Genomic DNA, 26494 nt, shown 5'->3' with positions numbered 1-26494 from the left:
GAGCCATGGCGGCCGAGGCGCACCCGGCGGACACCGTAGCCCGCTGGTCGGACACCGAGGCAGGCGCGGCGCCCGCCGGGACGCGCGAGACGGACCGGAACGCCGCGACCGGCTGAGCTCCCCCCTGCGCCTCTACCCCCTGCCGCGCGCCACCGCGTCCCTTACCCCCGTCTCCCGGGGCCCCAGCGTCGGCGTCCGGTGGAACAGCGCGTCCAGGGCCGCCTTCGGGGCCGCGAGGATCTCGCGCGTCGCGCCGTAGTACCAGGTCACGTCGTGCGGGTCGCGGGCCGCGACGCCCTGCGCGTCGATGCCCGCCGCGCGGCACAGCGCCACCGCCCGGCGGATGTGGAAGCCCTGGCTGACCAGCACCGCCCTGTCCACGCCGAAGACCCGGTGCGCCCGCACGCACGAGTCCCACGTGTCGAACCCCGCGTAGTCCCGGACGACTTGGCGCCTCGGGACGCCCGCGCGCGCCAAGTAGTCACGCATCGCCGTCGGTTCGTCGTAGGACGTACGGCTGTTGTCGCCCGTCACGAGTACCGCCGTGACCCGTCCCGCCGCGTAGAGTCGCGCCGCCGCGTCGAGGCGGTGCGCCAGGTACGGCGACGGCTTCCCGTCCCACAGCCCCGCGCCGAAGACCACCGCGACCGGGGCCCGCTCCACGTCCGCCTCGGCCCGTACGCCGTCGTCGCTCGCCACCCGTATCCACGCCGAGGGCAGCAGCGCGAGCACGCACAGCCCCACCACCGCCCACAGCGCCCGCCGCTGCCCCCGCCGCGTCCGCGACCACCCCGGCACCCGTACCCACCCCGGTGTCCACGCCCGCACCCGGGACCGCCACCCCGCCACCGCCGCACCCCTCTCCCGCCCGGCCACCGGCCCACCGCCGACCCGACCCGCCCCGCCCCGCCCCCACGACCTCACCGGCCGCCACCAGCGAGAACGCGCACCGACACCCGACCGGTTCCCGCTCACCCGTGCGCGTCCGCCACCGCCTCGCCCGCAGCCGCCTGCCCGGCCTCGCCCGCAGCCCCGCGCGCCGCCCCACTCGCAGCCCCGTCCGCAGCTCCGTCCCCCGTCGCGCCGCCCCGCCCCGTCAGCCCCGCCAGCGCGCCCCTGATGTGGCGCAGATGCGCCCGCACCTGCTCGCTGCGCTCCGCCCGCGCCGCCGCGTACCGCTCCGCCTCGCGCAGCACCGTCGACGCGCGCGCCGTCGCCTCCGCGCGCAGCGCCGCCGCCCGCGCCTCGCTGTCCTCCTGCCGGTGGCGTGCCGTCTCCTCCGCCTCCGCACGCGCCCTGCGCGCCGCCGCGAGCGCCGACTCCGCCGTGTTCAGGCGCGCGCCCGCCGCCTCGGCCGCCTCCGTGCGCGCCGCCTCCGACTCGCGCGCGAAGGCCGCCGCGCGCTCGCCGTGCTCCCGCTCGACGGCCGCGAGGTGCGCCGCGGTCGCCTCCTTCACCTCGCGCAGCGCCGCCCCCGCGTCGCCCCGCACCCGCTCCGCGTCCGCGCGCCCCGCCGTCCGTATCGCCTCGGCCTCGGCCACCGCCGCCGCACGCCGCGACCGCGCGTGCGCGTCGGCCCCGGTACGTACCGCCGTCGCCGCCTCGTGCGCCGCCGCCGCGAGCCGCACCGCCTGCGCGCGCGCCCGCTCGTCGAGCGCGTCGGCCTCCGCACGCGCCGCCTCCGCCAGCTCGGCCGCCTCCGCCTCGACCAGGCCGAGCAGATCCACCGCGCCGCCGCCCAGCTCGGCGTAGTCCGCGGGCGCGAGCCCCGCGACCGCCTCGCGCAGCGACTCGGCCTCCGCACCGAGCCGCGCGGCCCGCGCCTCCAGCGCCTCGACGCGGGCGCGCGCCAAGGCGTACTCGTCGGTGAGACGCGCGAGATACGCCTCGACCTCGGCGGGGCGGTAGGCGCGGGGGCGGACGGAGGGAGGCGCGGGCGGGAAACCGTACTCGTCGCTGCTCACGCCTGGGGCCTCCGTCTCCACTGATGACACCTCCAAGGATGCGTCATCAGGGCGGCGGAAGCGCCCCGGGCGAGTGAGCCCCACGGCACACCGCGAGACCTGTGGCCTGCCCTACAGCAGGCCGTCCCACAACTGCTCCAGGACCACCGACCACCACGACTCCGCCGAGGCCAGCGCCGCCGGGTCCAGCGTCGCCAGCTCCGCCTGGAAATCGACCGTCCAGCGGCCCGCCTGCTCCTGCGTGAGGCCGTAGCGCAGCCGCCACATGCGGCCCAGCATCGCCAGGCACCGCGTGAACTCGACGAGCCCCGAGTTCACGAACTGCGGCGGCACCGGGGCCCCGCCGGGTCCGGCCTCCACCGGTACCGCGACGATGTGCCCCGTCCCGTACTGCACGCACAGGGCCTTGCCGAAATCGCTGCCCACGACGAGGTACGTCCCCGCGTCCGAAGCCGCCGCGACACCCCGCTCCGCCGCCAGCTCCGCGAGCGTCGGCACCGGGCGGCCCGGCTGCGCCTGCGCCCAGAAGAACGGTCCCATGTCGAACGGCAGCCCCGCCGTCGTCAGCGAGGCCGCGACCACCTCGGGCACCCCGGCCCGCGCCACCGCCTGCGGCTCGAAACGGAACACGCCCTGCGGCCCGAAGGCCCCGGCCAGCTCCCGCGCCACCTCCTGCGGCGGCACGGCGGGCGCCTGCGGCACCTGCGGCAGCGGCACCCGCACGGGCGCCGGACGCGCCGGACCGTCCGCGACCTGGTGCAGCTCGCCCTGGTGCGCGAGCAACTGCGCCATGCCGTGCTGCCTGCTCGCGTGATCGGTGCCGTACGGCGCGATCGACGTGATCCGCGCCCGCGGGAACGTCTCCCTGATCATCCGCGCGCAGTACGCCCCGGGCAGCTCGCACGACTCCAGCTCCGTGTGGAGTTCGAGCACCTGCTGCGGCGGCACGTTCCTCGCCCGCAGCTCGTGCAGGATCTGCCACTCCGGGTGCGGCAGCCCCGGCGCCGAACGCCGGATGAGCTGCTGCTCGGAACCGTCCGGTGCCCGGAACCGCAGCACCGCCTGGTAACCCGGCCCGACCGTCGGCACACCCGGGCGCGGATAGCCGTACCCCTGCGGGGGCTGGGGCGGCGGGACGGGACCGGGCGGGTTCTGCGGTACGGGACCGGGCGGGCCCGGCGGGGTCTGCGGTACGGGGCCCGGCGGGGGCGGCGGGGTCTGCGGGGTCGCGCTGCGCGGGGGTACGGGGGCGGCGGGCGCCTGCGGGGCGGGTCCCGGGGGCGGCGGGGGCGTGGCCGGGCCCGAGGGGCGCGACAGGACGGTGGCCGCGTGCGCGACGCCGTCCGGCGGGGTGGTGGGCGCCGGCGGGGGCGGCGGTGTCGACGGGGTGCCGCCGACGGGGCCGGGAGGCGGGGGCGCGAAGACGGTGGGGGCGTGGTGCACCCCGGCACCGGGGGCACCCTGACCCGTACCGGCACCCTGACCCGTACCGGCGCCCTGGCCCGTAGGATCACCCTGGCCCGTAGCGCCCTGATCGGCACCGCCTCCAGCCGTACCGCCGGGACCGGTGCCCGGGCCCGCCGGGGCCGGACCGGGTGGCGGCACCGGGCCCCGACCGGAACGCCGCGGCGTCGCCTTGCTCGTCGCGACCTCGCTCAGGTCCTCCGCCCCCGGAGCGGGACGGGGCGGCACACCGGGCGCGGGCACGCCCGGACTCGCGGGCGCACCCGACGCCTCCGGGAAACCGGGCGGCGCCGGCACGGTCCCGTCCAGCAACCGCGTCCGCGCCTCGGACGCCGCGGCACCCGGTCCACCCGCCGCCGTCTCCTCGTCGCCCTGCGTGTACACCGTGTCCGGCGGTACGACCACACGGCCCTGCGCCGCCCCCGTCGTGTCCGCCGCCTCCCACGTGCCCGCACCCGCGACCGGCTCGGGGGGCCGCGCACCGCCCGCGGCGGAGGAACCACCCGCGGCCGCATCCCCGCCGGACGCAACCTCCCCGCCGGACGCACCGTCCCCGCCCCGCGAAGCGTCCCCGCGCCCGCCCGGAATGCCCAGCTGGTCCGCCGCCTCCTGCAACCACTCCGGCGGCGACAACAGGAACGACGTCTGGTTCAGGTCGATCCGCTCCGCCGGCTCCGGCGGCGCCTCGTCCGCCGCCACGCCGTACTCCTCCTCGTACCGCCGGATCACCTCCGCCACCGGCAGATCCGGCCACAACGTCACCGCACGCCCGTCCCGCGCGATCACGGCCCGCTGCCCGCCACCGTCCGAGGGCCCCGCCTCCGCACGGTCCTCCGCCCACACCACGAAACCGAGCCCGAACTCCCGCACCCGCACCTCACGGTGCAGATAGCGCGGCACGTCCCCGTTGATCCAGCGCTCCCCGCGCTCCTGCGCCTGCGCGAACGTCACCACGTCACTCACTCCCCCACCGGGACCACACGCGCGAACCCACCGTCCACCATCAACCGCGCCACCGTCTCCAGCTCCGGCGGACTCCCCGCCAGCCTTGAGAGGAACGCGTCGAAATCCGCACCGCACGGCAGCAGCAACTCCCGCACCCGCGCCGCCACATCGAACCCGTCCCGGTCCCGCGCGTCGTCGTACGGGCAGAACCACACCGACCCCGGCGCCTCACCCCTCACCTTCACCACCAGGAGCCCGCCCTGCACGAAGGCCACCCCCAGGTAGTCCTTCGTCACATGATCACGCAAGCACTTGTTGATGTACGCGAGGTCGTTGACCGCCGCCTCCTCACGCACCGTGAAGAACGGCTGATCCACGAGCAGCCCCAGCTCCGCGTCCAGCGCCACCCCCACCGGCGCACACCCGCCACCCGCCTTCAGGAACGAGCGGTACGCACCCGGCAAGCGGTACCCCAAGTCCTCCTCCAGCGCCAGCACCTGCCGCTCTTCCACCGCCACCAGCTCCCGCGGCAGACCGAAATGCGCCGGCCTCGTCTGCTGAAGCGGACGCGTCCCGCGCCGCCCGTGCTCCACCCGCGCCGTCGCCAGTCCCCCGTGATGCCGCAGCAGGGCCTTCACCTCCACGGGCACGAGTTCGAGCCGCCGCGAATCCGCCACGTGATGCCACGTCCAGCCGTGCGGAGTCGCCACCGCGGGCAGGCCCTCCCACAACTCGTCACCCGAAGCCGCCATCGCCGCGTTCGCCGACACGTAGTCCGTCAGCCGCAACTCGTCCACACCGAAACCCGAGGGCGGCTCCGCGATCTCCACAGCGGCCCGCGCGTACGGCGTGAACACCGGCCGCCCCCCACCGTCCACCGCGACACCCGCCGGATAACGCGCGGCCCGCACCGGGTCCGGGAAACGCACCGACTGCCCCGCGTACGCCGCGTTCGGCGGCACGCGGTCCGAAGACGCCGCCCGCACCGGGAAACCCTGCGCGGGCACCCCCTCACCGAGCCGACCTGTCGTCATGGCGGTAGCCCCCTGCACCCTCGCTGACACCAACACTGACACCAATGGACACCAACCGGACACCACACCCGCTCGCCACCCCGCGGGCCCCGCCGCGACACACGCGCACCGCGCCGCAAGCGGTCGCCACAGCCTATGCGGTGGCCCCGGCACGCACACAGGGCCGACGACGGTACGAGCCCGGCGCCACCCACCGCACGAGCCCGGTACCACCCGCGGTACGCGCCCGCCCCCACCCGCCGTACGCGCCCGCCCCCACCCGCGCCGAACCGTTCCCGCAGCCACCACGTGCGAAGCTGTAACCCCGGCAGGACACCCCCACCACCACCCGGAAGCGCGCGTTTGGCAGGCTGTCAGCGCTCTCCAGGGCCGGCCAGGGCACACCACGGTCCACCCGGGAGAACGACACGGGGGAAGGTACGGAGGGGAAAGCACCGCCATGCACACCGCACAACCAGGCCCCGAGGCCACCGCGCACACCGCCCCCGAGGCCCCCACACCCCCCGGCCCCCGCACCCCGCGCCCCTCCTCCCTCCTCCCCGCCCACGACCCCCGCGTCGACTGGAGCCACGACGGCAACCGGCCCCCCGCCCTGCGCCACCGCCGCGACGGCATCCTCCCCGCCGTCGCCGCCGCACTCTCCGTACGCGGCACCACCCTCACCGGAACCGGCGCCCGCGGCGACCAGCCACCCACCCTGCACCCCCTCGTACAGGACTTCCTCGACACCCTCACCAGCGACAGACGCGAACGCTTCACCGGACGCTGCGCCGAAGCCGTCCTCCTCTCCCGCCACCTCACCGAGGCCGACGCCGCCCGCACCGCCCGCTCCAAACGCGCCGCCCGCCGCCCCATGACCCCCGGCGAAGCCCGCAAAGCACTCAAAGGCGCCAAACTCACCACCCGGCACATCCGCGAGGACGGCGACCCGCTCCACGGCGCCTTCGCCCCGCCCTGCCGCTCCTGCACCGCCCTCGCCGAACACTTCGGCGTCACCGTCATCGACCCCACCCTCCAGGACTGAACCCGGACCGGCGAACCCATGAAGACTCCACCCCACCCCCTCGAAGAACTCACCCGCCTCGAAGGACTCGACGCCCTCGGCGAAGCCCCCACCGGACGCTTCCCCGAAGCCGCCGACACCGCCCTGCGCACCGCCGGCTGGACCCCCGGCCGCTGGGACATCGCCCAGGCCGAGATCTGGGCCGACACCCTGCGCGCCCACACCTCACCCGCCGGCCACCGGCACCACGTCTCCCCCGCCGCCGTCGAGGCCTGGGCCGAATTCGGCGGACTCACCCCGCACCCCACCACCAAGGGCCGCCACCTCGCCCCCGCCGCCCTCGACCTCGACCCCCTCCACGGCCTCCACCTCGCCCGCACCCTCGGCGACCTCGGCCACGCCCTCGGCACCCACCTGTGCCCCCTCGGCCTCGACACCACCACCCACGCCGCCCTCGCCATCGACGACGAAGGCCGCGTCTACGCCCTCGACCACACCGGCGACTGGTACCTCGGCACCGACATCGACCAGGGCCTCACCACCCTCCTGACCGGCACCGCCCCCGAACGCCTCACCGTCACCGACGACTGAACCGCCCCTACTCCCCCACCGGCAGCACCGCCGACACCCGGAAACCCCCCGCGTCCGTCGGCCCCGCCACGAACACCCCGCCGAGCGCCAGCACCCGCTCCCGCATCCCCACGAGCCCGTTCCCCCCACTCGGCAGATGCGCGTCCACACCACCCTCCGGCGGCGGACCGTTCTCCACCTGCATCGCGACCTCCTCCGGCCGCCGCGCGAGCCGCACCCGCGTCGCCGCGCCCGCCGCGTGCTTGTGCGCGTTCGTCAACGCCTCCTGCACCACCCGGTACGCCACACGCTCCACCCGCGCCCCGTACCCCGAACCCTCCCCCTCCACCGAGAACTCCACCGCCATCCCGGCCGCCCGCGACTGCCCCACCAACTCGTCCAGCTCCGCCAGCGAAGGCCCCTGCTCCTCCTCCACGAGCACCGCACGCGGCTTTGGCACCGCCACCACCGGCTCCGGCTCCGCCGCCCGCGCCACCGGCACCCCCGACGACGCCCGCATCACCCCGAGCATCTCCCGCAACTCCGTCAACGCCTGCCGCCCCATGTCCCCCACGAGCGCCGCGTTCTTCGCCGCCTTCTCCGGGTCCTTCAGCGCCACCGCCTGCAAAGCCGTCGAATGCACCACCATCAGACTCACCCGGTGCGCCACCACGTCGTGCATCTCGCGCGCGATCCGCCGCCGCTCCTCACCCCGCGCCCACTCCGCACGCTCCTCCGCCCGCTCCGCGAGCAGCTGAAGCTCCCGTTCGAGCGAATCCGCGCGCTCCCGCAAACTCTCCATCAACCGCCGCCGCGCCCCGACATAGAGGCCGAGCAGGACCGGCGGCGCGGTCATCCCCAGCGCCATCAGCACCGCCATCGACGGCGTGAACCACGGCGTCATCGGCGAGCCGTTCCCGTCCACGTGCTGCCCCATGCGCACGAGCGAGACGACGAGCGAGCCGAGGCCCGACATCGACGCGAGCACAGCGGTGATCCGGCGCGGCACATCCGAGGCGGCGAGCGTGTAGAGCCCCACGAAGCCGAGGACCAGCCCCATCTCGGCGGGCGAGACCGCCAGCGCCACGAGCACGACGGCCACGGGCCACCGTCGCCGCAGGACGAGCACGGAACCGACCACGAGCCCGAGCACCACCCCGAGCAACGCGCCGAGCCCCACCCGGTCCGTGAACACCGCCCCCTCGACACAGCACTCCAGCGCCGAGACCCCCGCCAGCCCCACATCAAGCACGGCACTGCGCCGCCGCTGCCACCACCACGGCCCCCCGGCCGTCCGGCGCTCTTCCCCCGTCGTGGTCATGGCCCCCAGCGTACGGGCGATCCGTCCCGAATCCCGGGGGAGTGCGGCACCCCACAACGCGCCACCGGCGCGCCGCGCACACCCCCCACCCTTCACCCGATCAGGCGAAACCCCTCCGAACCACACCGGAACCTGTGATTCCGCCATGAAGATCGTCCCCATGGTCGCGGCACGCACAGACGCACGAGACAGAGCGCGAGAGCTTCGCCTGAAGGGGTGGACTTATGACCAGATCGTGGAGGAGGTGGGGTGCGCGAAGAGCTCGGTGTCGCTGTGGGTGAGGGACTTGCCGAGACCGGCGCCGAACTTCACTTCCGCCGAGCGCGCCCGCAAGGCGGCCCGGACCCGCTGGGACCCGGTCCTCGCGGAGCGCGAGGAACACCGGAAGCGGGTGAAGGAGGAGGCGCGGGCCGAAGTCGGGCAGCTCAGCGACAGGGAGCTGTTCCTGGTGGGAGTGGGGCTGTACTGGGCCGAGGGAACGAAGGACAAGGCATACGCACGGCGCGAGCGACTCGTCTTCGTCAACAGCGACCCGGACATGATCGGGCTCTTCATGAGGTGGCTCGACCTGCTCGACGTCCCCCGCGCGGATCGCCGCCTGTCCCTGATGATCCACGAGTCGGCCGACGTGGAGGGCGCCGAAGCCTTCTGGGCGGAGATCACCGGCATCCCGCGCTCGGACTTCCTCAAGACCACACTCAAGCGTCACAACCCGCTCACGGTCCGCAAGAACACCGGCGAGGCATATCGCGGCTGCCTTGTCGTGAAAGTCGCCAAGAGCGCCGACTTGTACCGTCGCGTGGAAGGAGCTTGGTACGGCATAGTAGGGGGCGCACAATGGCGGGCGGACAGGATGTCCGATTGGCCCGCTATGCAATCCCCTGTGGTGTAATCAGGCAGCACGTCAGACTTTGACTCTGATTGTCCAGGTTCGAGTCCTGGCGGGGGAGCAGGTTCGAATGACACCCCGCACCACCCCGAGGCCCTGACCACCCCAGGTCAGGGCCTTCTCCGCGTTCCCCCGCACACCCCCCGGTATTGTTCCGGTGTCATCCGCACCGAAGCCGAAGGGCCCGCTCGTGAGTGCCACCAATCGCCCGGCAGCCGTCGTCGTCCTCGCAGCGGGTGAGGGCACCCGCATGAAGTCCGCCACGCCCAAGGTCCTGCACCGCCTCGCGGGCCGCACCCTCGTCGGTCACGTGCTCCAGGCCGCGAGCGAGCTGGAGCCCAAGGAGGTCGTGGTCGTCGTCGGGCACGGCCGCGAGCAGGTCACCGCGCACCTCGCCGAGAGCGACGCGGCCGTCCGTACCGCCGTGCAGGAGGAGCAGCGCGGCACCGGCCACGCGGTCCGCACCGCGCTCGCCGAGTTGGGCGGCACCGTCGAGGGCACGGTCGTCGTGCTGTGCGGCGACACCCCGCTGCTCACCGCCGCGACGCTGGACGCCCTGTGCCGTACGCACACCTCCGACGGCAACGCCGTCACCGTTCTCACCGCCGAGATGCCCGACGCGAGCGGCTACGGGCGCATCGTGCGGGACGGCTCGGGCGCCGTCACCGCGATCGTGGAGCACAAGGACGCGAGCCCGGAGGAGCTGGCGATCCGGGAGATCAACTCGGGGGTCTTCGCCTTCGACGGGCGGCTGCTCGCCGAGGCGCTGGGGCAGGTCCGCACCGACAACGCGCAGGGCGAGGAGTACCTGACCGATGTGCTGGGCATCCTGCGCGGGGCGGGCCACCGCGTCGGGGCGGCGCTCGCGGGTGATCACCGGGAGATCGCGGGGATCAACAACCGGGTGCAGCTCGCGCAGGCGGGCCGGGTGCTCAACGAGAGGCTGCTCGAGGCGGCGATGCTGGGGGGCGTGACGGTGATCGACCCGGCGAGCGTCTTCGTGGACGTGACGGTCGGTTTCGGGCGGGACGTGGTCCTGCACCCGGGGACGCAGCTGCTCGGCGCGACGCGGGTCGAGGACGGTGCCGAGGTGGGGCCGAACTCGCGGCTGACGGACACGGTCGTGGGTGCGGGCGCGCGGGTGGACAACACGGTGGCCCTCGGGGCGGAGATCGGTGCCGAGGCGAGCGTGGGGCCGTTCGCTTACCTGCGGCCGGGGACGCGGCTGGGGACGGGCGCGAAGGCGGGGACGTACGTGGAGATGAAGAACGCGACCGTGGGTGCGGGGACGAAGGTGCCGCACCTGTCGTACGTGGGGGACGCGACGATCGGGGACCACACGAACATCGGGGCGGCGAGTGTCTTCGTGAACTACGACGGGGTGAACAAGCACCACACGACGATCGGCTCTCACTGCCGTACCGGTTCGGACAATATGTTTGTGGCACCGGTCACGATCGGGGACGGCGTGTACACGGCGGCGGGTTCGGTGATCACGAAGGACGTGCCGGCGGGTGCGCTCGCCGTGGCCCGTGGCCAGCAAAGGAATATCGAGGGCTGGGTGGCCCGTAAGCGTCCTGGGAGCGCGGCGGCGAAGGCCGCTGAGGACTCTTCCCAGGGGTCGGAAAGCGAAAGCTGACCGAAAACAGGTGCGTCCTTCACGGCGTACCGTGATAGATGCACGCGATTCGGCTGGCTCGTTGGTTCTGGGTGTCGTGATGGGGTCCGGGATGCCCGACGGGTGCAGCAGCGATAGAACTCGTCCGAGGAGACAAGTGCTGTGACCGGAATCAAGACGACCGGCGAGAAGAAGCTCATGTTCTTCTCCGGCCGCGCCCACCCGGAGCTGGCGGAGGAAGTGGCGCACCAGCTGGGTGTCGGCATAGTTCCGACCAAGGCCTTCGATTTCGCCAACGGCGAGATCTACGTGCGGTTCCGTGAGTCCGCGCGCGGTGCGGACTGCTTCGTGATCCAGAGCCACACGGCTCCGATCAACAAGTGGATCATGGAGCAGCTGATCATGGTGGACGCGCTGAAGCGGGCTTCCGCGCGTTCCATCACGGTGATCGTGCCGTTCTACGGTTACGCGCGGCAGGACAAGAAGCATCGGGGTCGTGAACCGATCTCGGCGCGTCTGATGGCGGACCTGCTGAAGACGGCGGGGGCGACGCGGATTCTCACCGTGGACCTGCACACGGACCAGATCCAGGGGTTCTTCGACGGTCCGGTGGACCACCTGTTCGCGCTGCCGATCCTGGCGGACTACGTGGGTGCGAAGGTGGACCGTTCGAAGCTGACGATCGTGTCGCCCGACGCGGGCCGGGTGCGGGTCGCGGACCGGTGGTGCGACCGGCTGGGGGCGCCGCTGGCGATCGTGCACAAGCGGCGTGACAAGGACGTCGCGAACCAGGTGACGGTGCACGAGGTCGTGGGTGACGTGAAGGACCGTGTGTGTGTCCTGGTGGACGACATGATCGACACGGGCGGGACGATCTGCGCGGCGGCGGACGCGCTGTACGCGCACGGTGCGGCGGATGTCATCGTGACGGCGACGCACGGGGTGCTGTCGGGTCCGGCGGCGGACCGGCTGAAGAACTCGAAGGTGAGTGAGTTCGTGCTGACGAACACGCTGCCGACGCCGGGTGAGCTGGAGCTGGACAAGATCACGGTGCTGTCGATCGCGCCGACGATCGCGCGTGCGGTGCGTGAGGTCTTCGAGGACGGTTCGGTGACGAGCCTGTTCGAGGAGGAGCCGGTGGGCTGAGGCCCTCTGGTGCCCGGCGGGCCGAGGCCCCCGGTGCGGTGTGACCGCTGTTGCCGAACGGCGTGCAGGAACGGTTCTGCACGCGCGTGGTGATCGATTTCTGGGGCGGCCCCCTGGCCGGGTAGACTCGCGAGAGTTGCTCGGCGAGGGAGGCCGCCCCGTCCGTTTCTCGGACGCGGGTCCGGCGCTCCGTTATCGACGCGCTCTTCGTAGCAGGCCGTTCGTGGCCGGGTGACCACCCCTGTGAACCGTCTGTTGAGGAGAAGAGCCATGGCCGAGGTCAAGCTCGCCGTAGAGACCCGCTCGGAGTTCGGCAAGGGTGCGGCCCGCCGTATCCGCCGCGAGAGCAAGGTGCCCGCCGTTGTCTACGGTCACGGCACCGAGCCCGTCCACGTGACCGTCCCGGGTCACGAGCTGATGATGGCCCTGAAGACCTCGAACGTGCTGCTCGCCATCGAGCTGAACGGCAAGAACGAGCTGGTCATCCCGAAGGCCGTGCAGCGCGACCCGCTGAAGGGCTTCCTGGAGCACGTCGACCTCCTCCTCGTGAAGCGTGGCGAGAAGGTCCAGGTCGAGGTCCCGGTCATGACCGAGGGCGAGCTGGCCCCGGGCCAGTTCCTCCTGGAGCACGTGCTCAACGCGCTGCCCGTCGAGGCCGAGGCGACGCACATCCCCGAGTCCGTCACCGTGTCGGTGCAGGGCCTGGAGGCCGGTGCCTCGATCGAGGCGAAGGACATCAAGCTCCCCAACGGTGTCTCGCTCGCCGTCGAGCCCGACGCGGTCGTCATCCAGGTCCTGGCCGCGCAGGCCGAGGAGGCCCCGGCCGAGGGTGCCGAGGAGGAGACCTCCGAGGAGGGCTGAGCCTTCGCGAGGGCCTCGGGGCTCTCTCGGATCGTTGTGGCGGGGTGGTGCGTCCGGTGGGCGTGCCACCCCGCCGTCGTACGTACGAACAGCGGTGGAGGACGCAATGGCAGCGAACGCGGGCGCGGACGAGAACGCGCCGTGGCTGGTGGCGGGGCTCGGCAATCCGGGCCCCGAGTACGCGGGCAACCGGCACAACGTGGGGTTCATGGTCGCCGATCTCCTCGCGGCGCGGGTGGGCGGGCGCTTCAAGCGCGCGGCGCGGGCGCAGGCGCAGGTGGTGGAGGGGCGGCTCGGGGTGCCGGGGGTGTCGAGTACGCGGGTGGTGATCGCGAAGCCGCTCTCGTACATGAATCTCTCGGGTGGTCCGGTGACGGCGCTGCGTGATTTCTACAAGGTGCCGCTGGAGCGGGTCGTGGCGGTGCACGACGAGCTGGACATCGACTACGGGGTGCTGCGGCTGAAGCTGGGGGGCGGGGACAACGGGCACAACGGGCTGAAGTCGATGACGAAGGCGATGGGTCCGGCGTACCACCGGGTGCGGTTCGGGATCGGTCGGCCGCCGGGGCGGATGCAGGTCGCTGATTTCGTGCTGAAGGACTTCTCGTCGGCCGAGCGCAAGGAGCTGGACTACTTCGTGGACCGGGCGGCGGACGCGGTGGAGGCGCTGGTGACGCAGGGGCTGGAGCGGGCGCAGGGTTCGTATCACTCCTGAGGAGCTGTTGCGGGTACGGGGCCGGCCCCGGCGACGTGGTGTCGCCGGGGCCGGCTTCTTGTGCGGGGCGGGGTGCTGCCCGTGTGCGGGGCGGGCCCGTACCCGTGTGCGCGCTCGTGCCTGACGCGCGCTCGTGCCCGTATGTCCCCGCTCAGCCCGTGTTCTTGAGGCCCGCGGCCACGCCGTTGACGGTGAGGAGGAGGGCGCGGGCGAGGAGCGGGTCGGGTTCCTCGCCGGCCTCGGCGGCGGCGCGCTGGCGGGCGAGGAGGGTGACCTGGAGGTAGGAGATCGGGTCGAGGTAGGCGTCGCGGATGTTGAAGGTCTGCTGGAGGGGCTTGTTGGAGTCGAGGAGTTGCTCGCCGCCGGTGATCTTGAGGACTTCGGCGACGGTGAGGTCGTGTTCGGCCTTGATGAGGTCGAAGATGTGCTTCAGCTCGTCGGGGACGAGGGTGTCGACGTAGTGCTGGGCGATCCGCAGGTCCGTCTTGGCCAGCGTCATCTCGACGTTGGAGAGGAAGTTGCGGAAGAAGTGCCAGTGCTCGTGCATCTCGTCGAGCACGCCGTCGAGCCCGGCTTCGCGCAGGGCCTTGAGGCCGGAGCCGACGCCGTACCAGCCGGGGACGATCTGGCGGGACTGGGTCCAGCCGAAGACCCAGGGGATGGCGCGCAGTCCGTCGAGGCCGCCGCTGGAGTCGGGGCGGCGCGAGGGGCGGGAGCCGAGGTGGAGGTCGCCGAGCTGGTCGACGGGGGTGGAGGCGAGGAAGTAGGCGGAGAGGTCGGGGTCGGAGACGAGGTCGCGGTAGGTGGTGTGGGCGGCCTCGGAGACGAGGTCCATGGCCGCGTCCCAGCGGGCGAGTGCCTCGTCGGACTGGCGCGGTGCGGTGTGCAGGGCGCTGGCCTGGAGGGTGGCGGCGACGGTGAGTTCGAGGTTCTCGCGGGCGAGTGAGGGGACGAGGTACTTGTCGGAGATGACCTCGCCCTGTTCGGTGACCTTGATCTCGCCTTCGAGGGTGCCCCAGGGCTGGGCGAGGATGGCGTCGTGGCTGGGGCCGCCGCCGCGGCCGACGGTGCCGCCGCGGCCGTGGAAGAGGCGCAGGCGTACGCCGTGGCGGTGGGCGACGTCGCGCAGGCGTCGCTGGGCGCGGTGGATCTCCCACTGGCTGGTGGTGATGCCGCCGAACTTGGAGGAGTCCGAGTATCCGAGCATGACCTCCTGGACGTCGCCGCGCAGGGAGACGAGGCGGCGGTAGGAGGGGTCGGAGAGCATGTCGTCGAGGATGGTGTCGGCGGCGCGCAGTTCGTCGGTGGTCTCCAGGAGGGGGACGATGCCGATCTTGGCCCAGCCGGAGTGGAGGTCCATGAGGCCGGCCTCGCGGGCGAGGACGGCGGCGGCGAAGACGTCGTCGGCGCCCTGGCACATGGAGATGATGTAGGACTCGATGACTTCGGGGCCGAAGACGTCGAGTGCGCGGTGGATGGTGTGGAAGACGCCGAGGGTCTTCTCGCCGGCCGCGTCGAGGGGCGCGGGGGTGGGGGCGAGGGGGCGGCGCGAGCGGAGTTCCTTGGCGAGGAGCTTGGCTCGGTACTCGCGGGGCATGTCGGCGTAGCGCCAGGATTCCTCGCCGAGGCGGTCGAAGAGCTGGCCGAGGGCGTGGTGGTGGGCGTCGGCGTGTTCGCGGACGTCCATGGTGGCGAGTTGGAGGCCGAAGGCGGCGAGGGTGCGGATGATGCGGCTGAGGCGGCCGTCGGCGAAGAGGCCGCCGCGGTGGGCGCGCAGGGAGTCCTGGACGAGGGCGAGGTCGGTGAGGAGTTCGCTGGTGCCGAGGTAGTCGCGGCCGGGCTCGTGGGGGGTGCCCTTGGCGAGGCGGTTCTTGGTGTTCTCCAGCTTCTGGCGGACGCAGGTGACCTTGAGCCGGTAGGGCTCCTCGGCGTTGAGTCGCTTGTAGCGGGGGCTGATCTCGGGCAGGTGCGCGAGGTCGTTCTCCAGGGATGCGGTGAGTTCCTCGGTGACGCCGGTGTAGCGGATGGAGTTGGAGAGGAGGCCGCGGAGGTAGTCGATCTGTTCGAGGGCGTCGTTTATGCCGTGCTCGTGCTGGAGGATCAGGACGTCCCAGGTGACCTGGGGGGTGACGTTGGGGTTGCCGTCGCGGTCGCCGCCGATCCAGGTGCCGAAGGTGAGGGGGCGGGTGTCGTCGGGGATCTTGACGCCGATGCGGCTCAGTTCGGCGCTGAGGTCTTCGAGGACGTCGCCCACGGCGTCGGCGTGGAGTTCGTCGAGGTAGTAGATGGCGTTGCGGGCCTCGTCGGCGGGTTCGGGGCGGACGACGCGGAGTTCGTCGGTCTGCCACACGAGGTCGATGTTCTCGGCGAGGCGGGTGTCGACGCGGCGGCGGTCGGTGGGGTTCGCGGAGGTGTCGAGGAGTTCGGCGACGCGGCGGAGCTTGTTGAGGACGCTGCGGCGGGCGGCCTCGGTGGGGTGCGCGGTGAAGACGGGGCGGACGTTGAGGTGGGCGACCGTCTCGCGCAGGTGTTCGGGGTCGGCGTCCTTGAGGCGGTCGGCGGTGCGGGCGAGGAGGCTGCCTTCCTCGGCGCGGCGTTCGCGCAGTTCGCGTCCGCGGTGGACCTGCTCGGCGATGTTCGCGAGGTGGAAGTACGTGGAGAAGGCGCGCACGAGCCGCGCCGCGGTCTCCAGTTCGGTTTCGCCGAGCAGACGCGCCGCGGCTTCGCCGTCGCTGCGGGTGAGGTGGCGTACGCGTTCGACGAGTTCGAGGAGTTCGGGGCCTTCCTGGCGGACGAGGGTCTCGCCGAGGAGGTCGCCGAGCCTGCGGATGTCGGCGCGCAGTTCCGGCGCGGCGGCCGGGGCGGGAAGACGGTGGTCGTCGGCACTGCTCACAGGTGCGGCTCCTTGCAGTGTGGTGGCTGAAGAGGAGGGAACCCGGGCGGTGGGGCCCGGGTGGGTTTCCGAGCGGACCGCGCTGTCCGACCGTCCCCACAATAGGTGGCGCGGTGGTAGCACGGGCGTTCGGCCTCTTGCCGGAGCGCTGCGCGCTGCCATACTTACGTCACCGTAGGTTACGTATCCGTAGGAGCGGAGCTGTGCGTGGCCGCGCCGTGGCGTGGTGCCGTGAGTCTGCCGTCGCTCGGGCGTATCTACGTGTACGGGTCTACGGAACGGGATCTTCCCGGTCGCACGGCTTCCCACACGCACGACCTCGTCACACGGTTCACGCCGTGGGTAGACGTAGGGGGCGGGCCGTGTACCGGCTCCCGGCACACGGCCCTCCGGACACACAGGACTCGACAGACTCAAGGGGCTCATATGACCTCGACCGCATCGCCCGCCGAGGCGGGGACGGAAGAGAAGCCGGGCGCCGCTCCGGTGGCGACGATGGGGGGCGACCGCAAGGGTTCGGTGGAGCAGTTCGCGCTGCTGGCCTTCATCGTGGTGCCGTTCGCGGCGGTGGTGGCGGCGGTGCCGCTGGCCTGGGGCTGGGGGCTGAGCTGGCTCGACGTGGGCCTGATGGTCTTCTTCTACTTCCTGGGCTGCCACGGGATCACGATCGGGTTCCACCGGTACTTCACGCACGGTTCGTTCAAGGCGAAGCGGTGGGTGCGGGTGACGCTGGCGATCGCGGGGTCCATGGCGGTGGAGGGGCCGGTGGTGCGCTGGGTGGCGGATCACCGCAAGCACCACAAGTTCTCCGACGCGGAGGGCGATCCGCACTCGCCGTGGCGGTACGGGGAGACGCTGCCGGCTCTGATGAAGGGGCTGTGGTGGGCGCACCTGGGGTGGATGTTCGACGAGGAGCAGACGCCGCAGCACAAGTACGCGCCCGATCTGGTGAAGGACCCGGCGATCCGCCGGGTGTCGCGGCAGTTCGCGCTGTGGACGCTGGTCTCGCTGCTGACGCCGCCGCTGGTCGGGGGTCTGGTGACGTGGTCGTGGTGGGGGGCGTTCACCGCGTTCTTCTGGGGGTCGCTCGTCCGGGTCGCGCTCCTGCACCACGTGACGTGGTCGATCAACTCGATCTGCCACGCGGTGGGCAAGCGCCCCTTCCGTTCGCGGGACCGTTCGGGGAACGTGTGGTGGCTGGCGGTGCTGTCGTGCGGGGAGTCGTGGCACAACCTGCACCACGCGGACCCGACCTCGGCGCGGCACGGCGTGGAGCGGGGTCAGATCGACTCCTCGGCGCGCGTCATCCGCTGGATGGAGCAGTTGGGCTGGGTGCACGACGTGCGCTGGCCCTCGGCGGAACGCATTCGCTCCCGCCGCAGGGACAAGGCGGCCGAACCGGCATGATGGGGCCGTGGCGACGGATGCGGTCTCAGGGGTCTCTGGTGGTTCTTCGGGTACGGAGAAGTCACGGCGCTCGCGCCGTACCCGCATGACGGGTGCGCAACGCAGGGAGCAGTTGCTCGACATCGGGCGCACGCTCTTCGCGGCGAAGGGCTTCGAGGGGACGTCGGTGGAGGAGATCGCGGCGAAGGCCGGGGTCTCCAAGCCGGTGGTCTACGAGCACTTCGGTGGCAAGGAGGGGCTGTACGCGGTCGTGGTGGACCGCGAGATGCGGCAGCTCCTGGACATGGTGACGGGTGCCCTGACCGCGGGGCACCCCAGGGAGCTGCTCGAACAGGCGGCTTTCGCGCTCCTGGACTACATCGAGACGTACACGGACGGTTTCCGCATCCTGGTCCGTGATTCCCCGGTGGCCCAGTCGACGGGCACGTTCGCTTCGCTGATCAGCGATATCGCGACGCAGGTCGAGGACATCCTGGGCAGCGAGTTCAAGAGCCGCGGTTTCGACCAGAAGCTGGCGCCGCTGTACGCGCAGGCGCTGGTGGGGATGGTCGCGTTGACGGGCCAGTGGTGGCTGGACGTCCGCAAGCCGAAGAAGGCGGAGGTCGCGGCGCACCTGGTGAACCTGGCGTGGCACGGGCTGGACGGACTGGAGCAGAAGCCGAGGTTGATAGGGCATCGGCGGCAGTAGGGTTCCGCCGGCTGGCCGGGCGGGAGTGGGGGGCGGGGGGCGGGGCGGGGCGTCAGCCCGGTGGGATTTCGGCACTCCTTGGGGTGAATCGGGCGCCGTTTCGGGAAGGGATGGGCGCTGCCGTTCGTACGAAGGGGTGAGAGCCGAGCGGGTGACGTGCCCGCTCCTTGTCCCGGGGGTGGTCGCGGTGTCCGGAGTCGAAGAGGTGCGCCGTCGGGTGCCGCCGCTCGGTGAGCGGACAGTCGCCGATCTCTACCGCTCCTTCGCGCTGCACTACCGCACGGAGTTGCTGGGCGGGCATTTCGTACGGCCGTGCCCGCAGACGAGCTTCCACAGCTTGATGGTGGACCTCCTGGTGGCGGCGCTGCGCGCGTGCTGTCCGCCCGCGTTCGAGGTGGAGCGGCAGATGGCGGTGGTCCTCGGGGCGCACGACGTGCTGATCCCGGACGTCTCGGTGGTACGGGCGGAGGCGGTACGCGGCTGGGGGCAGGACCGCTTCGAGGCGGCGGACCTCGTGCTGGCGGTGGAGGTGCAGGAGCCGTGGACGCGGGAGCGCGACGAGGCGGCGAAGCCACCCCGGTACGCGGCGGCGGGCGTCCCGCACGTATGGCAGGTCTCCCCGGTGGGTCCCGAGGTCCGGACGTACGCGCGCGAGGGGCCGCGGGGATACGCCTGGACGGGGACGTATCGCGAGCGGCTACGCGTGGCCGCCCCGTACCCGCTGGACGTGGACATCTCGCGCGCGGCGCTCCGGCGGTCGTGACGGCTTGGGGGGGGGCGGGGGCCCGGCGTGTTAGGCGGGCTCGGCGGATTCGTCGGCGTCCGGTTCCAGGAACTCCAGGCGGTTTCCCACCGGGTCGTCCGCATAGAAGCGGCGATGGCCCGGCAGGTTGTCGTCCCAGGTGACGGGGACGCCGTGGTCGGTGAGGCGGGTGGCGAAGGCGTCGATGGCGGTGACGCGGAGGCCGGGGTGGGCCTTGCGGGCGGGGCGGAAGTCCGCCTCGATGCCGAGGTGGAGTTGTACGGGTCCGCTGCCGAACCAGCAGCCGCCGCGCGCGGCGAGGACGGGGGGCTTGGGCAGTTCCGTGAGACCGAGCGCGTCGACGTAGAAGGCCCGGAGGCGGTCCTCGCTGCCGGGCGGGGCGGCGAGCTGTACGTGGTCGAGCGCGGTGATCATTCTCGTACTCCCTGATCAGGCCGCGTGGGCGACGGCGAAGAGGCGGCGGAAGGGGAAGACGGTGCCGTGCTCCCCCGCCGGATAGGCGGTGCGGAGGGCGTCGCGGTAGGTGGTGAGGAAGTCGGCGCGGGCCTCGGGGTGGGGGGCGAGGGCGTCGAGGACGGGGCGCAGTCCGGTGCCCTTGACCCAGTCGAGTACGGGGTCCTCGCCGGTGAGGAGATGGAGGTAGGTGGTCTCCCAGACGTCGGCGGCGAGGCCGAGCGCGGTGAGCCGGGCGAGGTAGTCGGCGGGTGTGGCGACGGCGTCGTCGTGGCGCAGTACGCCGTCCAGGAGCGGGCGGAAGCGGGGCAGGGCGGCGGTCTCGCGCATGAGGACGTGGCTCGGGGCGCCGAAGTTGCCGGGGACCTGGAAGGCGAGGGTGCCGCCGGGGTGGAGGGCCTCGGCCCAGGCGGGGAGCAGGTCGAGGTGGCCCGGGACCCACTGGAGGGCGGCGTTGGAGACGATGAGGTCGTAGCCGCGGTCGGGGTGCCAGTCGGTGAGGTCGGCCTCGGCGAAGTCGAGGGAGCCGCCGCCGTCGAGGGGTCCGGCGTATCCGGTACGGGCCCGGTCCAGCATGGCGGGTGAGTTGTCGAGTCCGGTGATGCGGGCGGCGGGCCAGCGGGCGGCGAGCAGCGCGGTGACGTTCCCAGCGCCGCAGCCGAGGTCGACGACGCGGGGGCGCTCGGTGGCCGGGTCGGGTACGCGGGCGAGCAGTTCGGCGAAGGGCCGGGTGCGGTGGTCGGCGTGGCGCAGGTACTGGGCGGGGTCCCAGGTGGGGGCGAGGGGCATGACGTACTCCTGACGCGGGCCGGTCAGAGGGCCGGGACGGCGAGCGCCTCGATCTCCACGCGGAAGGCGGGGTGCACGAGGGCGGCGACCTGGACGAGGCTGGAGGCGGGCGGGCGCGCGGGGTCCTGGTGCGCGTCGCGGACCGCGCGCAGGGCGGGGAGGTCGCGGGCGAGGTCGGTGAGGAAGAAGGTGTACTTGACGACGTGCGCGAGATCGGAGCCGGCCGCTTCGAGGGCGGTGGCGAGGTTCGCGTACACCTGCCGGACCTGCGCCTCCGTATCGTTCTCGCCGACGAGGCGGCCCTCGGTGTCGAGCGGGACCTGACCGGAGACCACGACGAGCGGCCCCGGGACGGCGACGGCGTGGCTGTAGCCGTTGACGGGCGGGGAGCCCTCTGGGCGTACGTGGTGCTGCGGCACGGCGGTACCTCCTCGGCGGGGATCATGTGCTGTCATCATGAAGCCGAGTTATCTCGACGTCAAGAGACTTCACGTCGAGCGACCCACTACACTGGGGGCATGGAGGACGAGGTCGACCGGCTGGTCGCGGCTTGGCGCCGGGAGCGCCCGGACCTCGACGTGGAGCCGCTGGAGGTGCTCAGTCGCGTCAGCAGGCTGGCGCGTCATCTGGACCGGGCCCGCAGGCTCGCCTTCGCGGAGCTGCACCTGGAGACGTGGGAGTTCGACGTGCTCACGGCGCTGCGGCGCGCCGGGCAGCCGTACCAGCTCTCACCGGGCCAGTTGCTCACGCAGACGCTCGTCACCTCGGGCACGATGACGAACCGCATCGACCGCCTCACGAAGAAGAACCTCGTCGAGCGCCTCCCCGACCCAAACGACCGCCGCGGCGTCCTGGTCCGCCTCACACCCTCGGGCCGCGAGGTCGCCGACGCCGCCCTCGCGGGCCTCCTCGCCCAGGAACGCGCCCTTCTCTCCGAACTGAGCCGCACCCAGCGCCAGGATTTGGCGGACCTCCTCCGCCAGCTCACGGCGCCGTTCGACAACACGCCGAACTGACGAGATTACGAGCTGACGGGGCTACGAGCTGACGGGGCTACGAGCTGACGAGGCGACGAGCTGACGGGGCTACGAGCTGACGGGGCTACGAGCTGACGGAGCGGAGCGGTCGGCTGCCAGGCTGCGGGCCGACAGACCCTGGCCCGGACTTCGGGAACGGTCCTCACTCGAAAGTGTGAGGGGTTTTTCGGGTTTGGCGAAGTTATCCACAGATTTGCGGTTCTGGTCGGGAGGGCGGTCGGGGAGCCGGAAGAATTGATGGCAGCGGGTGGCCCACCTCCCCTTTGGGAGGGTGGGGTCTGTGTGTGCGGGGCCGGGCCGACCGCGCCGCCCACCCCCCTCACCCCACCCGCTGATCCACCGGCCCCACCCCCGCTCTCCGCGCCAGCGCCACCGCCGCCAGCGTGGAGTGGACGCCCAGTTTGCCCAGGACGTTCTGCATGTGGGTGCGGACCGTGTGCGGGGAGAGGTAGAGGCGGTCCGCGACCGCTTTGCGGCCCAGGCCCGCGACCATGCAGCGCAGGACCTCGCGTTCGCGCGGCGTGAGGGACTCGACCAGGCGCTCCGACTCGGTGCGGTGGCGGCGGGCCGCCGTCAGTTCGCGCAGGACACCGGTGAGCAGGGCGGGCGGGAGGTGCGTCTCGTCGCGCAGCACTCCCCGTACGACCGTGAGCAGCCGCGAGAGCGAGCAATCCTTCGCGACCCAGCCGCTCGCCCCCGCCAGCAGGGCCAGCGCCGCGCGGCGCGGGTCGTCGCGCTCCGCGAGGACCACCGTGCGCACGCCGGGCTGCGCCGCGCGTAAGCCGCCCACCAGGGAGATCCCGTCGAGCGGCTCCTCGGCGGCGGGCGCGCCCTGCGGACTGGCCTGGCGCGGGACGGGGCCGACGCCGAGGTCGGCGTCGACGAGGACGACGTCGAAGGGGCGTTTCTCGGTCGCCGCGCGTTCCAGGCTGCGCAGCGCCGCCGGGCCGCTTCCCGCCGCGCCCACCTCGACGTCCGGCTCGGCCGCCAGCGCGGCGGCGAGCGACTCCGCGAAGATCCGGTGGTCGTCGACGACCAGCACCCTCGTACGCATCACGGCCTCCCCCTCCCTCCGTCCCTCGACGGAGGTGACCCCGCCTCAGAGTACGGACGTGGGCTCTTCCCAGGAGAGGATTTCCCCGATTCCCGCCCGAAACACCCCTGGCCGAGGGGGCCTGCGGGACGGCGGTGACCCGCCGCCCCTCTCACGGAGCGCCGCCGTCCCTCTCACGGAGCGCCGCCGTCCCCCCAGGGAACGCCCCCCAGGGAACGCCGCCGTCCCGCCCGGGGCTCACCGCACCCGGCGCGCCCCCTCGCTCGGCACCGCCGAGAACACGCGCGGCTCCCGGTGTCCCGCCTCCGCGAACGCCCGCGCGACCTCCGCCTTCACCGGCTCCACGAGCCCCGCGTCGACCAGCACGATCGCCGAGCCGCCGAAGCCGCCGCCCGTCATGCGGGCGCCGAGCGCCCCGGCCCGTACCGCCGACTCGACGACGAGGTCGAGTTCGGGGGCCGAGACGCGCAGGTCGTCGCGGAGCGAGCGGTGGCCCTCCGTGAGGATCTGGCCGACGGCGCGGATCTCGCCCGCGTCGAGGAGTCGCGCGACGGTCTCGACGCGCTCGTCCTCCGTGACGACGTGCCGCACGTAGCGGCGCACACGCTCGTCGTCGAGCTTTTCGAGGGCCTGCGGCAGGGTCTCGAAGGGCACGTCCCGCAGTTGGTCCACGCCGAGCAGCCGCGCGCCCTCCTCGCAGCCCGCACGCCGTTCCGCGTATGCGCCGTCGCCGAGGGCGTGCTGCACGCGGGTGTCGAAGACGAGCAGGTCGAGGCCGTGCGCGGGCAGGTCGAAGGGGACCTGGCGGGCGCTCAGGTCACGGGTGTCCATGTGGAGTACGTGCCCGGCCGTGCAGCGCGCCGAGGCCGTCTGGTCCATGATCCCGGTCGGTACGCCCACGAAGTCGTTCTCCGCGCGCTGCCCGACCCGGGCGATCTCGGCGCGGTCGATGCCGAAGGAGAAGAGGTCGTTGAGCGCGAGGGTCGTGACGACTTCGAGCGCGGCCGAGGAGGAGAGCCCCGCGCCGGTGGGCACCGTCGAGGCGAGGTGGATGTCGGCGCCGCCGACGTCGTAACCGGAGGTGCGCAGGACCCAGACGACGCCGGACAGGTAGCCGGCCCAGCCGGTGTCGGCGCCGGGCGCGAGCGTCGCGAGGTCGAGGCGGAGCGCGGGGCCCTCCATGTCGGCCGAGTGGACGCGCAGCACGCCGTCCGTACGGGTACGGACCGCGGCGACCGCGGTGTGCGGGAGCGCGAGCGGCATGACGAAGCCGCCGTTGAAGTCGGTGTACTCGCCGATGAGGTTGACGCGTCCCGGGGCCGCCCAGATGCCCTCGGGCTCGCTCCCGTACAGCTCGCGGAAACCGGCCGCGACCTCGTCGGCGTGCGCGAGCGCGGTGTCCTCGGGGAGGGTCGTGTCCTGTGCGGGTGCGGGGCCGTTGCCCTGGCCGGGGATGAGGTCGCTCATCGGACCGCCTCCGCGAGCTGCTGGGCGAAGGCCCAGGCGTCGGCGACGATGCCGGTCAGGTCGGTGCGGGAGGGCTGCCAGCCGAGTGCTTGCCTGGCCCGTTCCGCCGAGGCGACGAGGACGGCCGGGTCGCCCGCGCGGCGCGGTGCGCTCTCGGTGGGGATCTCGTGCCCGGTGACCTTGCGGGCCGCCTCGATGACCTCGCGGACCGAGAAGCCGGTGCCGTTGCCGAGGTTGCAGATCACGTGCGTGCCCCCGGCGGCGGCCTTGAGGGCGAGGAGGTGGGCCTCGGCGAGGTCGGCGACGTGGATGTAGTCGCGTACGCACGTGCCGTCCGGGGTCGCGTAGTCCTCGCCGAAGACGGAGACGGCGGCGCGGCGGCCCTGGGCGACCTGGAGGACGATCGGGATGAGGTGCGACTCGGGGTCGTGGCGCTCGCCGAAGCCGCCGTCGGCGCCGGCGACGTTGAAGTACCGCAGCGAGACGGCGGCGAGGCCGTGGGCGCGGCACTCGTCGGCGATCATGTGGTCGACGGCGAGCTTCGTGTTGCCGTAGGGGCTCGTGGGGATCGTCGGGTCGGTCTCGACGATCGGGGTGTGCACGGGTTCGCCGTACGTCGCAGCCGTCGAGGAGAAGACGAGGCGGCCGATGCCCTTCGCGCGCATCGCGTCGAGGAGCGCGCGGGTCCCGCCGACGTTGTTGCCCCAGTACTTCTCCGGCTTCTCGACGCTCTCGCCGACCTGTGAGGAGGCGGCGAAGTGGAGGACGCCGTCGAGGCCGTCCGGCAGGAGCGTGGCGGCGTCCTGGACGCGTCCCTCGATGAACGCGGCGCCCTCGGGGACCGCCGCGCGAAAGCCCGTGGACAGGTCGTCGAGGACCGTGACGCGGTGCCCGGCGCGCAGCAGGTGCGCCGTGACGACGCTGCCGACGTAACCGGCCCCGCCCGTGACGAGGTAGTGGCCGCTCATGCGTGCCCGTCCTTCCGAAGTCGCTGGCCGCAGCTCACGCGTGTGCCACCTCTCGCAGTCGCTCGGCCGCCTTCTCCGGCGGCACGTCGTTGATGAAGACGCTCATGCCGGACTCGGAGCCGGCGAGGTACTTCAGCTTGTCCACGGTCCTGCGGATCGTGAACAGCTCCAGGTGCAGCCCGAAGTCCGCCCGTTCCAGCGGTTCGCCCGCGCCGGTGCTGTACGCGGCGTACTCCTCGGGGGTGAGGAGGGGCGCCTGGTGCCAGCCGGAAATATACGGCGTGCGTCCGGCGCCGGGCCCGAAGAGACGGTCGAAGCGGCGCAGCAGGTCCAGGTAGATCACGGGCCATTCGGCGCGCTGTGCCTCGTCGAGTTCGGTGAGGTCGGCGACGCGGCGGTGCGGGTAGAGGTGCACCTCGTACGGCCAGTGCGCGGCGTACGGCACGAAGGCGGTCCAGTGCGCGCCCTCGATCACGACCCGTTCGGAGGCCGCGCGTTCCTCGGCGAGGACGTGGTCGAAGAGGTTTCCGCCCCCGGTGGCGGCCTTGTGCGCGGCGGCCGAGCGGAGCATGAGCGCGGTACGGGGCGTGGTGAACGGGTAGCCGTAGATCTGCCCGTGGGGGTGGGCGAGGGTCACGCCGATCTCCTCGCCCCTGTTCTCGAAGGGGAAGACCTGGCGCACGGCCGGGTGGCGGGAGAGTGCGGCGGTGCGGTCGGTCCAGGCGTCGAGGACGAGGCGGGCCCGGGTCTCGTCGAGGTCGGCGAAGGAGGCGTGGTGGTCGGAGGTGAAGCACACGACCTCGCAGCGTCCGGTGGGTCCGGAGAGCGAGGGGAAGCGGTTCTCGAAGACGACGACGTCGTAGTCGGAGTCGGGGATCTCGGTGAGGTGCTCGCCGCCGCGCGTCGGGTCGAGCGGGCACAGCTCGGCCGGCGGGTGGTACGTACGGCCCTGGCGGTGCGAGGCGATCGCGACGGCGTCGCCGAGGAGCGGGTCGCGGCGTACCTCGGAGGCGGTGCTGATCGGGTCGAGGGGGCGCTTGTCGACGGCGTCGCGCACCGCGTCGGTCGAGTCGAGGTCGTAGTAGATCAGCTCGCGGCCGTCGGCGAGCCGGGTCGGGGTCTTCTTCAAGGCAACCGTTCTTTCTGGCGAATCGCCGCACGCGGGTGGGGCGCCGCCGCGTCGTCCGTCGCACCGTCACCTCGTAACGAACATAATTCAACATAACAAACCACGTCTACGGGCAGGCACTACGCCACGGACGAGGCCGCCAGCGCCATACAGGGCCCAATCGCCGCCAAGAGAACATCACGATCGAACAAAGAACACCACATGTGGAGTTCGCCGCGCGCGAGCGCGGGCACGCGCACCGCCGTACGAAGCACCATCCCCACCGTCCCCACCGCTCCTCGCACCCTCTTCCCCTCATCCCCAACGCACAAAGCGA

At 72.6% G+C, this 26494-nt stretch carries 24 protein-coding genes and 1 tRNA gene; 12 read left to right on the top strand and 13 right to left on the bottom strand.

Going from position 1 to position 26494, the window contains the following annotated elements:
• Nucleotides 1-132: 132 nt before the first annotated feature.
• From ACIP4O_RS03830 to ACIP4O_RS03815, 4 genes are all read right to left on the bottom strand, one after another.
• Entirely contained in the window at nucleotides 133-798 is a 666-nt protein-coding gene (locus ACIP4O_RS03830) for a vancomycin high temperature exclusion protein (protein WP_401571149.1), read from the bottom strand.
• A 173-nt stretch (nucleotides 799-971) separates the two neighbouring features.
• The gene (locus ACIP4O_RS03825) at nucleotides 972-1964 is read right to left on the bottom strand and encodes a response regulator receiver protein (protein WP_401571147.1); all 993 of its coding nucleotides are present in this window, start codon (nucleotides 1962-1964) and stop codon (nucleotides 972-974) included.
• A 111-nt stretch (nucleotides 1965-2075) separates the two neighbouring features.
• Entirely contained in the window at nucleotides 2076-4382 is a 2307-nt protein-coding gene (locus ACIP4O_RS03820; RefSeq protein ID WP_401571144.1) for an SUKH-4 family immunity protein, read from the bottom strand.
• A gap of 5 nt (nucleotides 4383-4387) precedes the next feature.
• Complete coding sequence (locus ACIP4O_RS03815) at nucleotides 4388-5407, bottom strand: HNH endonuclease (RefSeq protein WP_401573805.1); 1020 nt, start codon at nucleotides 5405-5407, stop codon at nucleotides 4388-4390.
• 439 nt (nucleotides 5408-5846) lie between these two features.
• On the opposite strand from ACIP4O_RS03815, the gene ACIP4O_RS03810 reads away from it, so the two are divergent.
• Together ACIP4O_RS03810 and ACIP4O_RS03805 are read left to right on the top strand one after the other, a co-directional pair.
• A complete protein-coding gene (locus tag ACIP4O_RS03810) occupies nucleotides 5847-6431 on the top strand; it encodes a YwqJ-related putative deaminase (protein WP_401571141.1) in 585 nt (194 codons plus the stop codon).
• 18 nt (nucleotides 6432-6449) lie between these two features.
• Nucleotides 6450-7001: an SUKH-3 domain-containing protein gene (locus ACIP4O_RS03805; protein ID WP_401571139.1), complete on the top strand. Its 552-nt coding sequence runs from the start codon at nucleotides 6450-6452 to the stop codon at nucleotides 6999-7001.
• A gap of 7 nt (nucleotides 7002-7008) precedes the next feature.
• Here the strand turns inward: ACIP4O_RS03805 and ACIP4O_RS03800 are convergent, their stop codons facing one another.
• The gene (locus ACIP4O_RS03800; RefSeq protein ID WP_401571136.1) at nucleotides 7009-8301 is read right to left on the bottom strand and encodes a sensor histidine kinase; all 1293 of its coding nucleotides are present in this window, start codon (nucleotides 8299-8301) and stop codon (nucleotides 7009-7011) included.
• Nucleotides 8302-8446: 145 nt separating this feature from the next.
• On the opposite strand from ACIP4O_RS03800, the gene ACIP4O_RS03795 reads away from it, so the two are divergent.
• The 6 genes from ACIP4O_RS03795 to pth all read left to right on the top strand — a co-directional run bounded on the left by ACIP4O_RS03795 (nucleotide 8447) and on the right by pth (nucleotide 13530).
• The gene (locus ACIP4O_RS03795; protein ID WP_401571135.1) at nucleotides 8447-9193 is read left to right on the top strand and encodes a hypothetical protein; all 747 of its coding nucleotides are present in this window, start codon (nucleotides 8447-8449) and stop codon (nucleotides 9191-9193) included.
• A tRNA-Gln gene (locus ACIP4O_RS03790) sits at nucleotides 9179-9251 on the top strand. The genes ACIP4O_RS03795 and ACIP4O_RS03790 overlap by 15 nt, the downstream gene beginning before the upstream one ends.
• A 129-nt stretch (nucleotides 9252-9380) precedes the next feature.
• On the top strand, nucleotides 9381-10829 hold the full coding sequence (gene glmU / locus ACIP4O_RS03785; protein ID WP_401571133.1) for a bifunctional UDP-N-acetylglucosamine diphosphorylase/glucosamine-1-phosphate N-acetyltransferase GlmU: 1449 nt from the start codon (nucleotides 9381-9383) through the stop codon (nucleotides 10827-10829).
• 141 nt (nucleotides 10830-10970) lie between these two features.
• On the top strand, nucleotides 10971-11954 hold the full coding sequence (locus ACIP4O_RS03780; protein WP_007825819.1) for a ribose-phosphate diphosphokinase: 984 nt from the start codon (nucleotides 10971-10973) through the stop codon (nucleotides 11952-11954).
• Nucleotides 11955-12224: 270 nt separating this feature from the next.
• Nucleotides 12225-12815 carry a 50S ribosomal protein L25/general stress protein Ctc gene (locus ACIP4O_RS03775; protein ID WP_401571130.1) on the top strand — a complete coding sequence of 197 codons (591 nt, stop codon included), beginning with the start codon at nucleotides 12225-12227 and terminating at the stop codon, nucleotides 12813-12815.
• 106 nt (nucleotides 12816-12921) lie between these two features.
• Nucleotides 12922-13530, top strand: coding sequence for an aminoacyl-tRNA hydrolase (gene pth / locus ACIP4O_RS03770; RefSeq protein ID WP_401571128.1), 609 nt, complete (start codon nucleotides 12922-12924; stop codon nucleotides 13528-13530).
• A 151-nt stretch (nucleotides 13531-13681) separates the two neighbouring features.
• Here pth and ppc read toward each other — a convergent pair whose 3' ends face one another.
• Entirely contained in the window at nucleotides 13682-16423 is a 2742-nt protein-coding gene (ppc, locus tag ACIP4O_RS03765; RefSeq protein WP_401571125.1) for a phosphoenolpyruvate carboxylase, read from the bottom strand.
• A 426-nt stretch (nucleotides 16424-16849) separates the two neighbouring features.
• On the opposite strand from ppc, the gene ACIP4O_RS03760 reads away from it, so the two are divergent.
• The 3 genes from ACIP4O_RS03760 to ACIP4O_RS03750 all read left to right on the top strand — a co-directional run bounded on the left by ACIP4O_RS03760 (nucleotide 16850) and on the right by ACIP4O_RS03750 (nucleotide 19281).
• Nucleotides 16850-17830 carry an acyl-CoA desaturase gene (locus ACIP4O_RS03760; RefSeq protein WP_361320170.1) on the top strand — a complete coding sequence of 327 codons (981 nt, stop codon included), beginning with the start codon at nucleotides 16850-16852 and terminating at the stop codon, nucleotides 17828-17830.
• Nucleotides 17831-17915: 85 nt separating this feature from the next.
• On the top strand, nucleotides 17916-18518 hold the full coding sequence (locus ACIP4O_RS03755) for a TetR/AcrR family transcriptional regulator (RefSeq protein ID WP_043255687.1): 603 nt from the start codon (nucleotides 17916-17918) through the stop codon (nucleotides 18516-18518).
• A gap of 187 nt (nucleotides 18519-18705) precedes the next feature.
• The gene (locus ACIP4O_RS03750; protein WP_401571120.1) at nucleotides 18706-19281 is read left to right on the top strand and encodes a Uma2 family endonuclease; all 576 of its coding nucleotides are present in this window, start codon (nucleotides 18706-18708) and stop codon (nucleotides 19279-19281) included.
• Between the two features lie 30 nt (nucleotides 19282-19311).
• Here the strand turns inward: ACIP4O_RS03750 and ACIP4O_RS03745 are convergent, their stop codons facing one another.
• The 3 genes from ACIP4O_RS03745 to ACIP4O_RS03735 are packed head-to-tail and all read right to left on the bottom strand — an operon-like array spanning nucleotide 19312 to nucleotide 20942.
• Entirely contained in the window at nucleotides 19312-19695 is a 384-nt protein-coding gene (locus ACIP4O_RS03745; RefSeq protein ID WP_401571117.1) for a VOC family protein, read from the bottom strand.
• A gap of 15 nt (nucleotides 19696-19710) precedes the next feature.
• Nucleotides 19711-20523, bottom strand: a complete 813-nt coding sequence (locus ACIP4O_RS03740) for a trans-aconitate 2-methyltransferase (protein WP_401571115.1) — start codon at nucleotides 20521-20523, stop codon at nucleotides 19711-19713.
• A 23-nt stretch (nucleotides 20524-20546) separates the two neighbouring features.
• Nucleotides 20547-20942, bottom strand: a complete 396-nt coding sequence (locus tag ACIP4O_RS03735; RefSeq protein ID WP_401571113.1) for a RidA family protein — start codon at nucleotides 20940-20942, stop codon at nucleotides 20547-20549.
• Nucleotides 20943-21041: 99 nt separating this feature from the next.
• Here ACIP4O_RS03735 and ACIP4O_RS03730 point away from each other — a divergent pair, with 99 nt between their 5' ends.
• Nucleotides 21042-21539, top strand: a complete 498-nt coding sequence (locus ACIP4O_RS03730) for a MarR family winged helix-turn-helix transcriptional regulator (protein WP_401571110.1) — start codon at nucleotides 21042-21044, stop codon at nucleotides 21537-21539.
• Nucleotides 21540-21879: 340 nt separating this feature from the next.
• Here the strand turns inward: ACIP4O_RS03730 and ACIP4O_RS03725 are convergent, their stop codons facing one another.
• From ACIP4O_RS03725 to galT, 4 genes are all read right to left on the bottom strand, one after another.
• The gene (locus ACIP4O_RS03725) at nucleotides 21880-22617 is read right to left on the bottom strand and encodes a LuxR C-terminal-related transcriptional regulator (RefSeq protein ID WP_401571107.1); all 738 of its coding nucleotides are present in this window, start codon (nucleotides 22615-22617) and stop codon (nucleotides 21880-21882) included.
• Between the two features lie 234 nt (nucleotides 22618-22851).
• Nucleotides 22852-24081: a galactokinase gene (gene galK, locus ACIP4O_RS03720; protein ID WP_401571105.1), complete on the bottom strand. Its 1230-nt coding sequence runs from the start codon at nucleotides 24079-24081 to the stop codon at nucleotides 22852-22854.
• Nucleotides 24078-25049: a UDP-glucose 4-epimerase GalE gene (galE, locus tag ACIP4O_RS03715; RefSeq protein WP_401571103.1), complete on the bottom strand. Its 972-nt coding sequence runs from the start codon at nucleotides 25047-25049 to the stop codon at nucleotides 24078-24080. Before galE ends, galK begins: the two co-directional genes overlap by 4 nt.
• Before the next feature lie 34 nt (nucleotides 25050-25083).
• Entirely contained in the window at nucleotides 25084-26178 is a 1095-nt protein-coding gene (gene galT, locus ACIP4O_RS03710) for a galactose-1-phosphate uridylyltransferase (protein WP_401571101.1), read from the bottom strand.
• Between the last annotated feature and the right edge of the window lie 316 nt (nucleotides 26179-26494).

This window comes from Streptomyces sp. NPDC088923 (assembly GCF_044749745.1).
GTDB lineage: Bacteria > Actinomycetota > Actinomycetes > Streptomycetales > Streptomycetaceae > Streptomyces.
The sequence above is the reverse complement of the archived record's forward strand: the minus strand, read 5'-3'. Positions and strand labels throughout refer to the sequence as shown.

Excerpts from the sequence above, each read along its gene's own strand:
- ACIP4O_RS03815 (WP_401573805.1), bottom strand. The coding sequence starts at position 5,407 with ATGACGACAGGTCGGCTCGGTGAGGGGGTGCCCGCGCAGGGTTTCCCG.
- ACIP4O_RS03810 (WP_401571141.1), top strand. The coding sequence starts at position 5,847 with ATGCACACCGCACAACCAGGCCCCGAGGCCACCGCGCACACCGCCCCC.
- ACIP4O_RS03805 (WP_401571139.1), top strand. The coding sequence starts at position 6,450 with ATGAAGACTCCACCCCACCCCCTCGAAGAACTCACCCGCCTCGAAGGA.
- ACIP4O_RS03800 (WP_401571136.1), bottom strand. The coding sequence starts at position 8,301 with ATGACCACGACGGGGGAAGAGCGCCGGACGGCCGGGGGGCCGTGGTGG.
- ACIP4O_RS03795 (WP_401571135.1), top strand. The coding sequence starts at position 8,447 with ATGAAGATCGTCCCCATGGTCGCGGCACGCACAGACGCACGAGACAGA.
- ACIP4O_RS03775 (WP_401571130.1), top strand. The coding sequence starts at position 12,225 with ATGGCCGAGGTCAAGCTCGCCGTAGAGACCCGCTCGGAGTTCGGCAAG.
- pth (WP_401571128.1), top strand. The coding sequence starts at position 12,922 with ATGGCAGCGAACGCGGGCGCGGACGAGAACGCGCCGTGGCTGGTGGCG.
- ACIP4O_RS03760 (WP_361320170.1), top strand. The coding sequence starts at position 16,850 with ATGACCTCGACCGCATCGCCCGCCGAGGCGGGGACGGAAGAGAAGCCG.
- ACIP4O_RS03755 (WP_043255687.1), top strand. The coding sequence starts at position 17,916 with ATGACGGGTGCGCAACGCAGGGAGCAGTTGCTCGACATCGGGCGCACG.
- ACIP4O_RS03745 (WP_401571117.1), bottom strand. The coding sequence starts at position 19,695 with ATGATCACCGCGCTCGACCACGTACAGCTCGCCGCCCCGCCCGGCAGC.
- ACIP4O_RS03740 (WP_401571115.1), bottom strand. The coding sequence starts at position 20,523 with ATGCCCCTCGCCCCCACCTGGGACCCCGCCCAGTACCTGCGCCACGCC.
- ACIP4O_RS03730 (WP_401571110.1), top strand. The coding sequence starts at position 21,042 with ATGGAGGACGAGGTCGACCGGCTGGTCGCGGCTTGGCGCCGGGAGCGC.
- galK (WP_401571105.1), bottom strand. The coding sequence starts at position 24,081 with ATGAGCGACCTCATCCCCGGCCAGGGCAACGGCCCCGCACCCGCACAG.
- galE (WP_401571103.1), bottom strand. The coding sequence starts at position 25,049 with ATGAGCGGCCACTACCTCGTCACGGGCGGGGCCGGTTACGTCGGCAGC.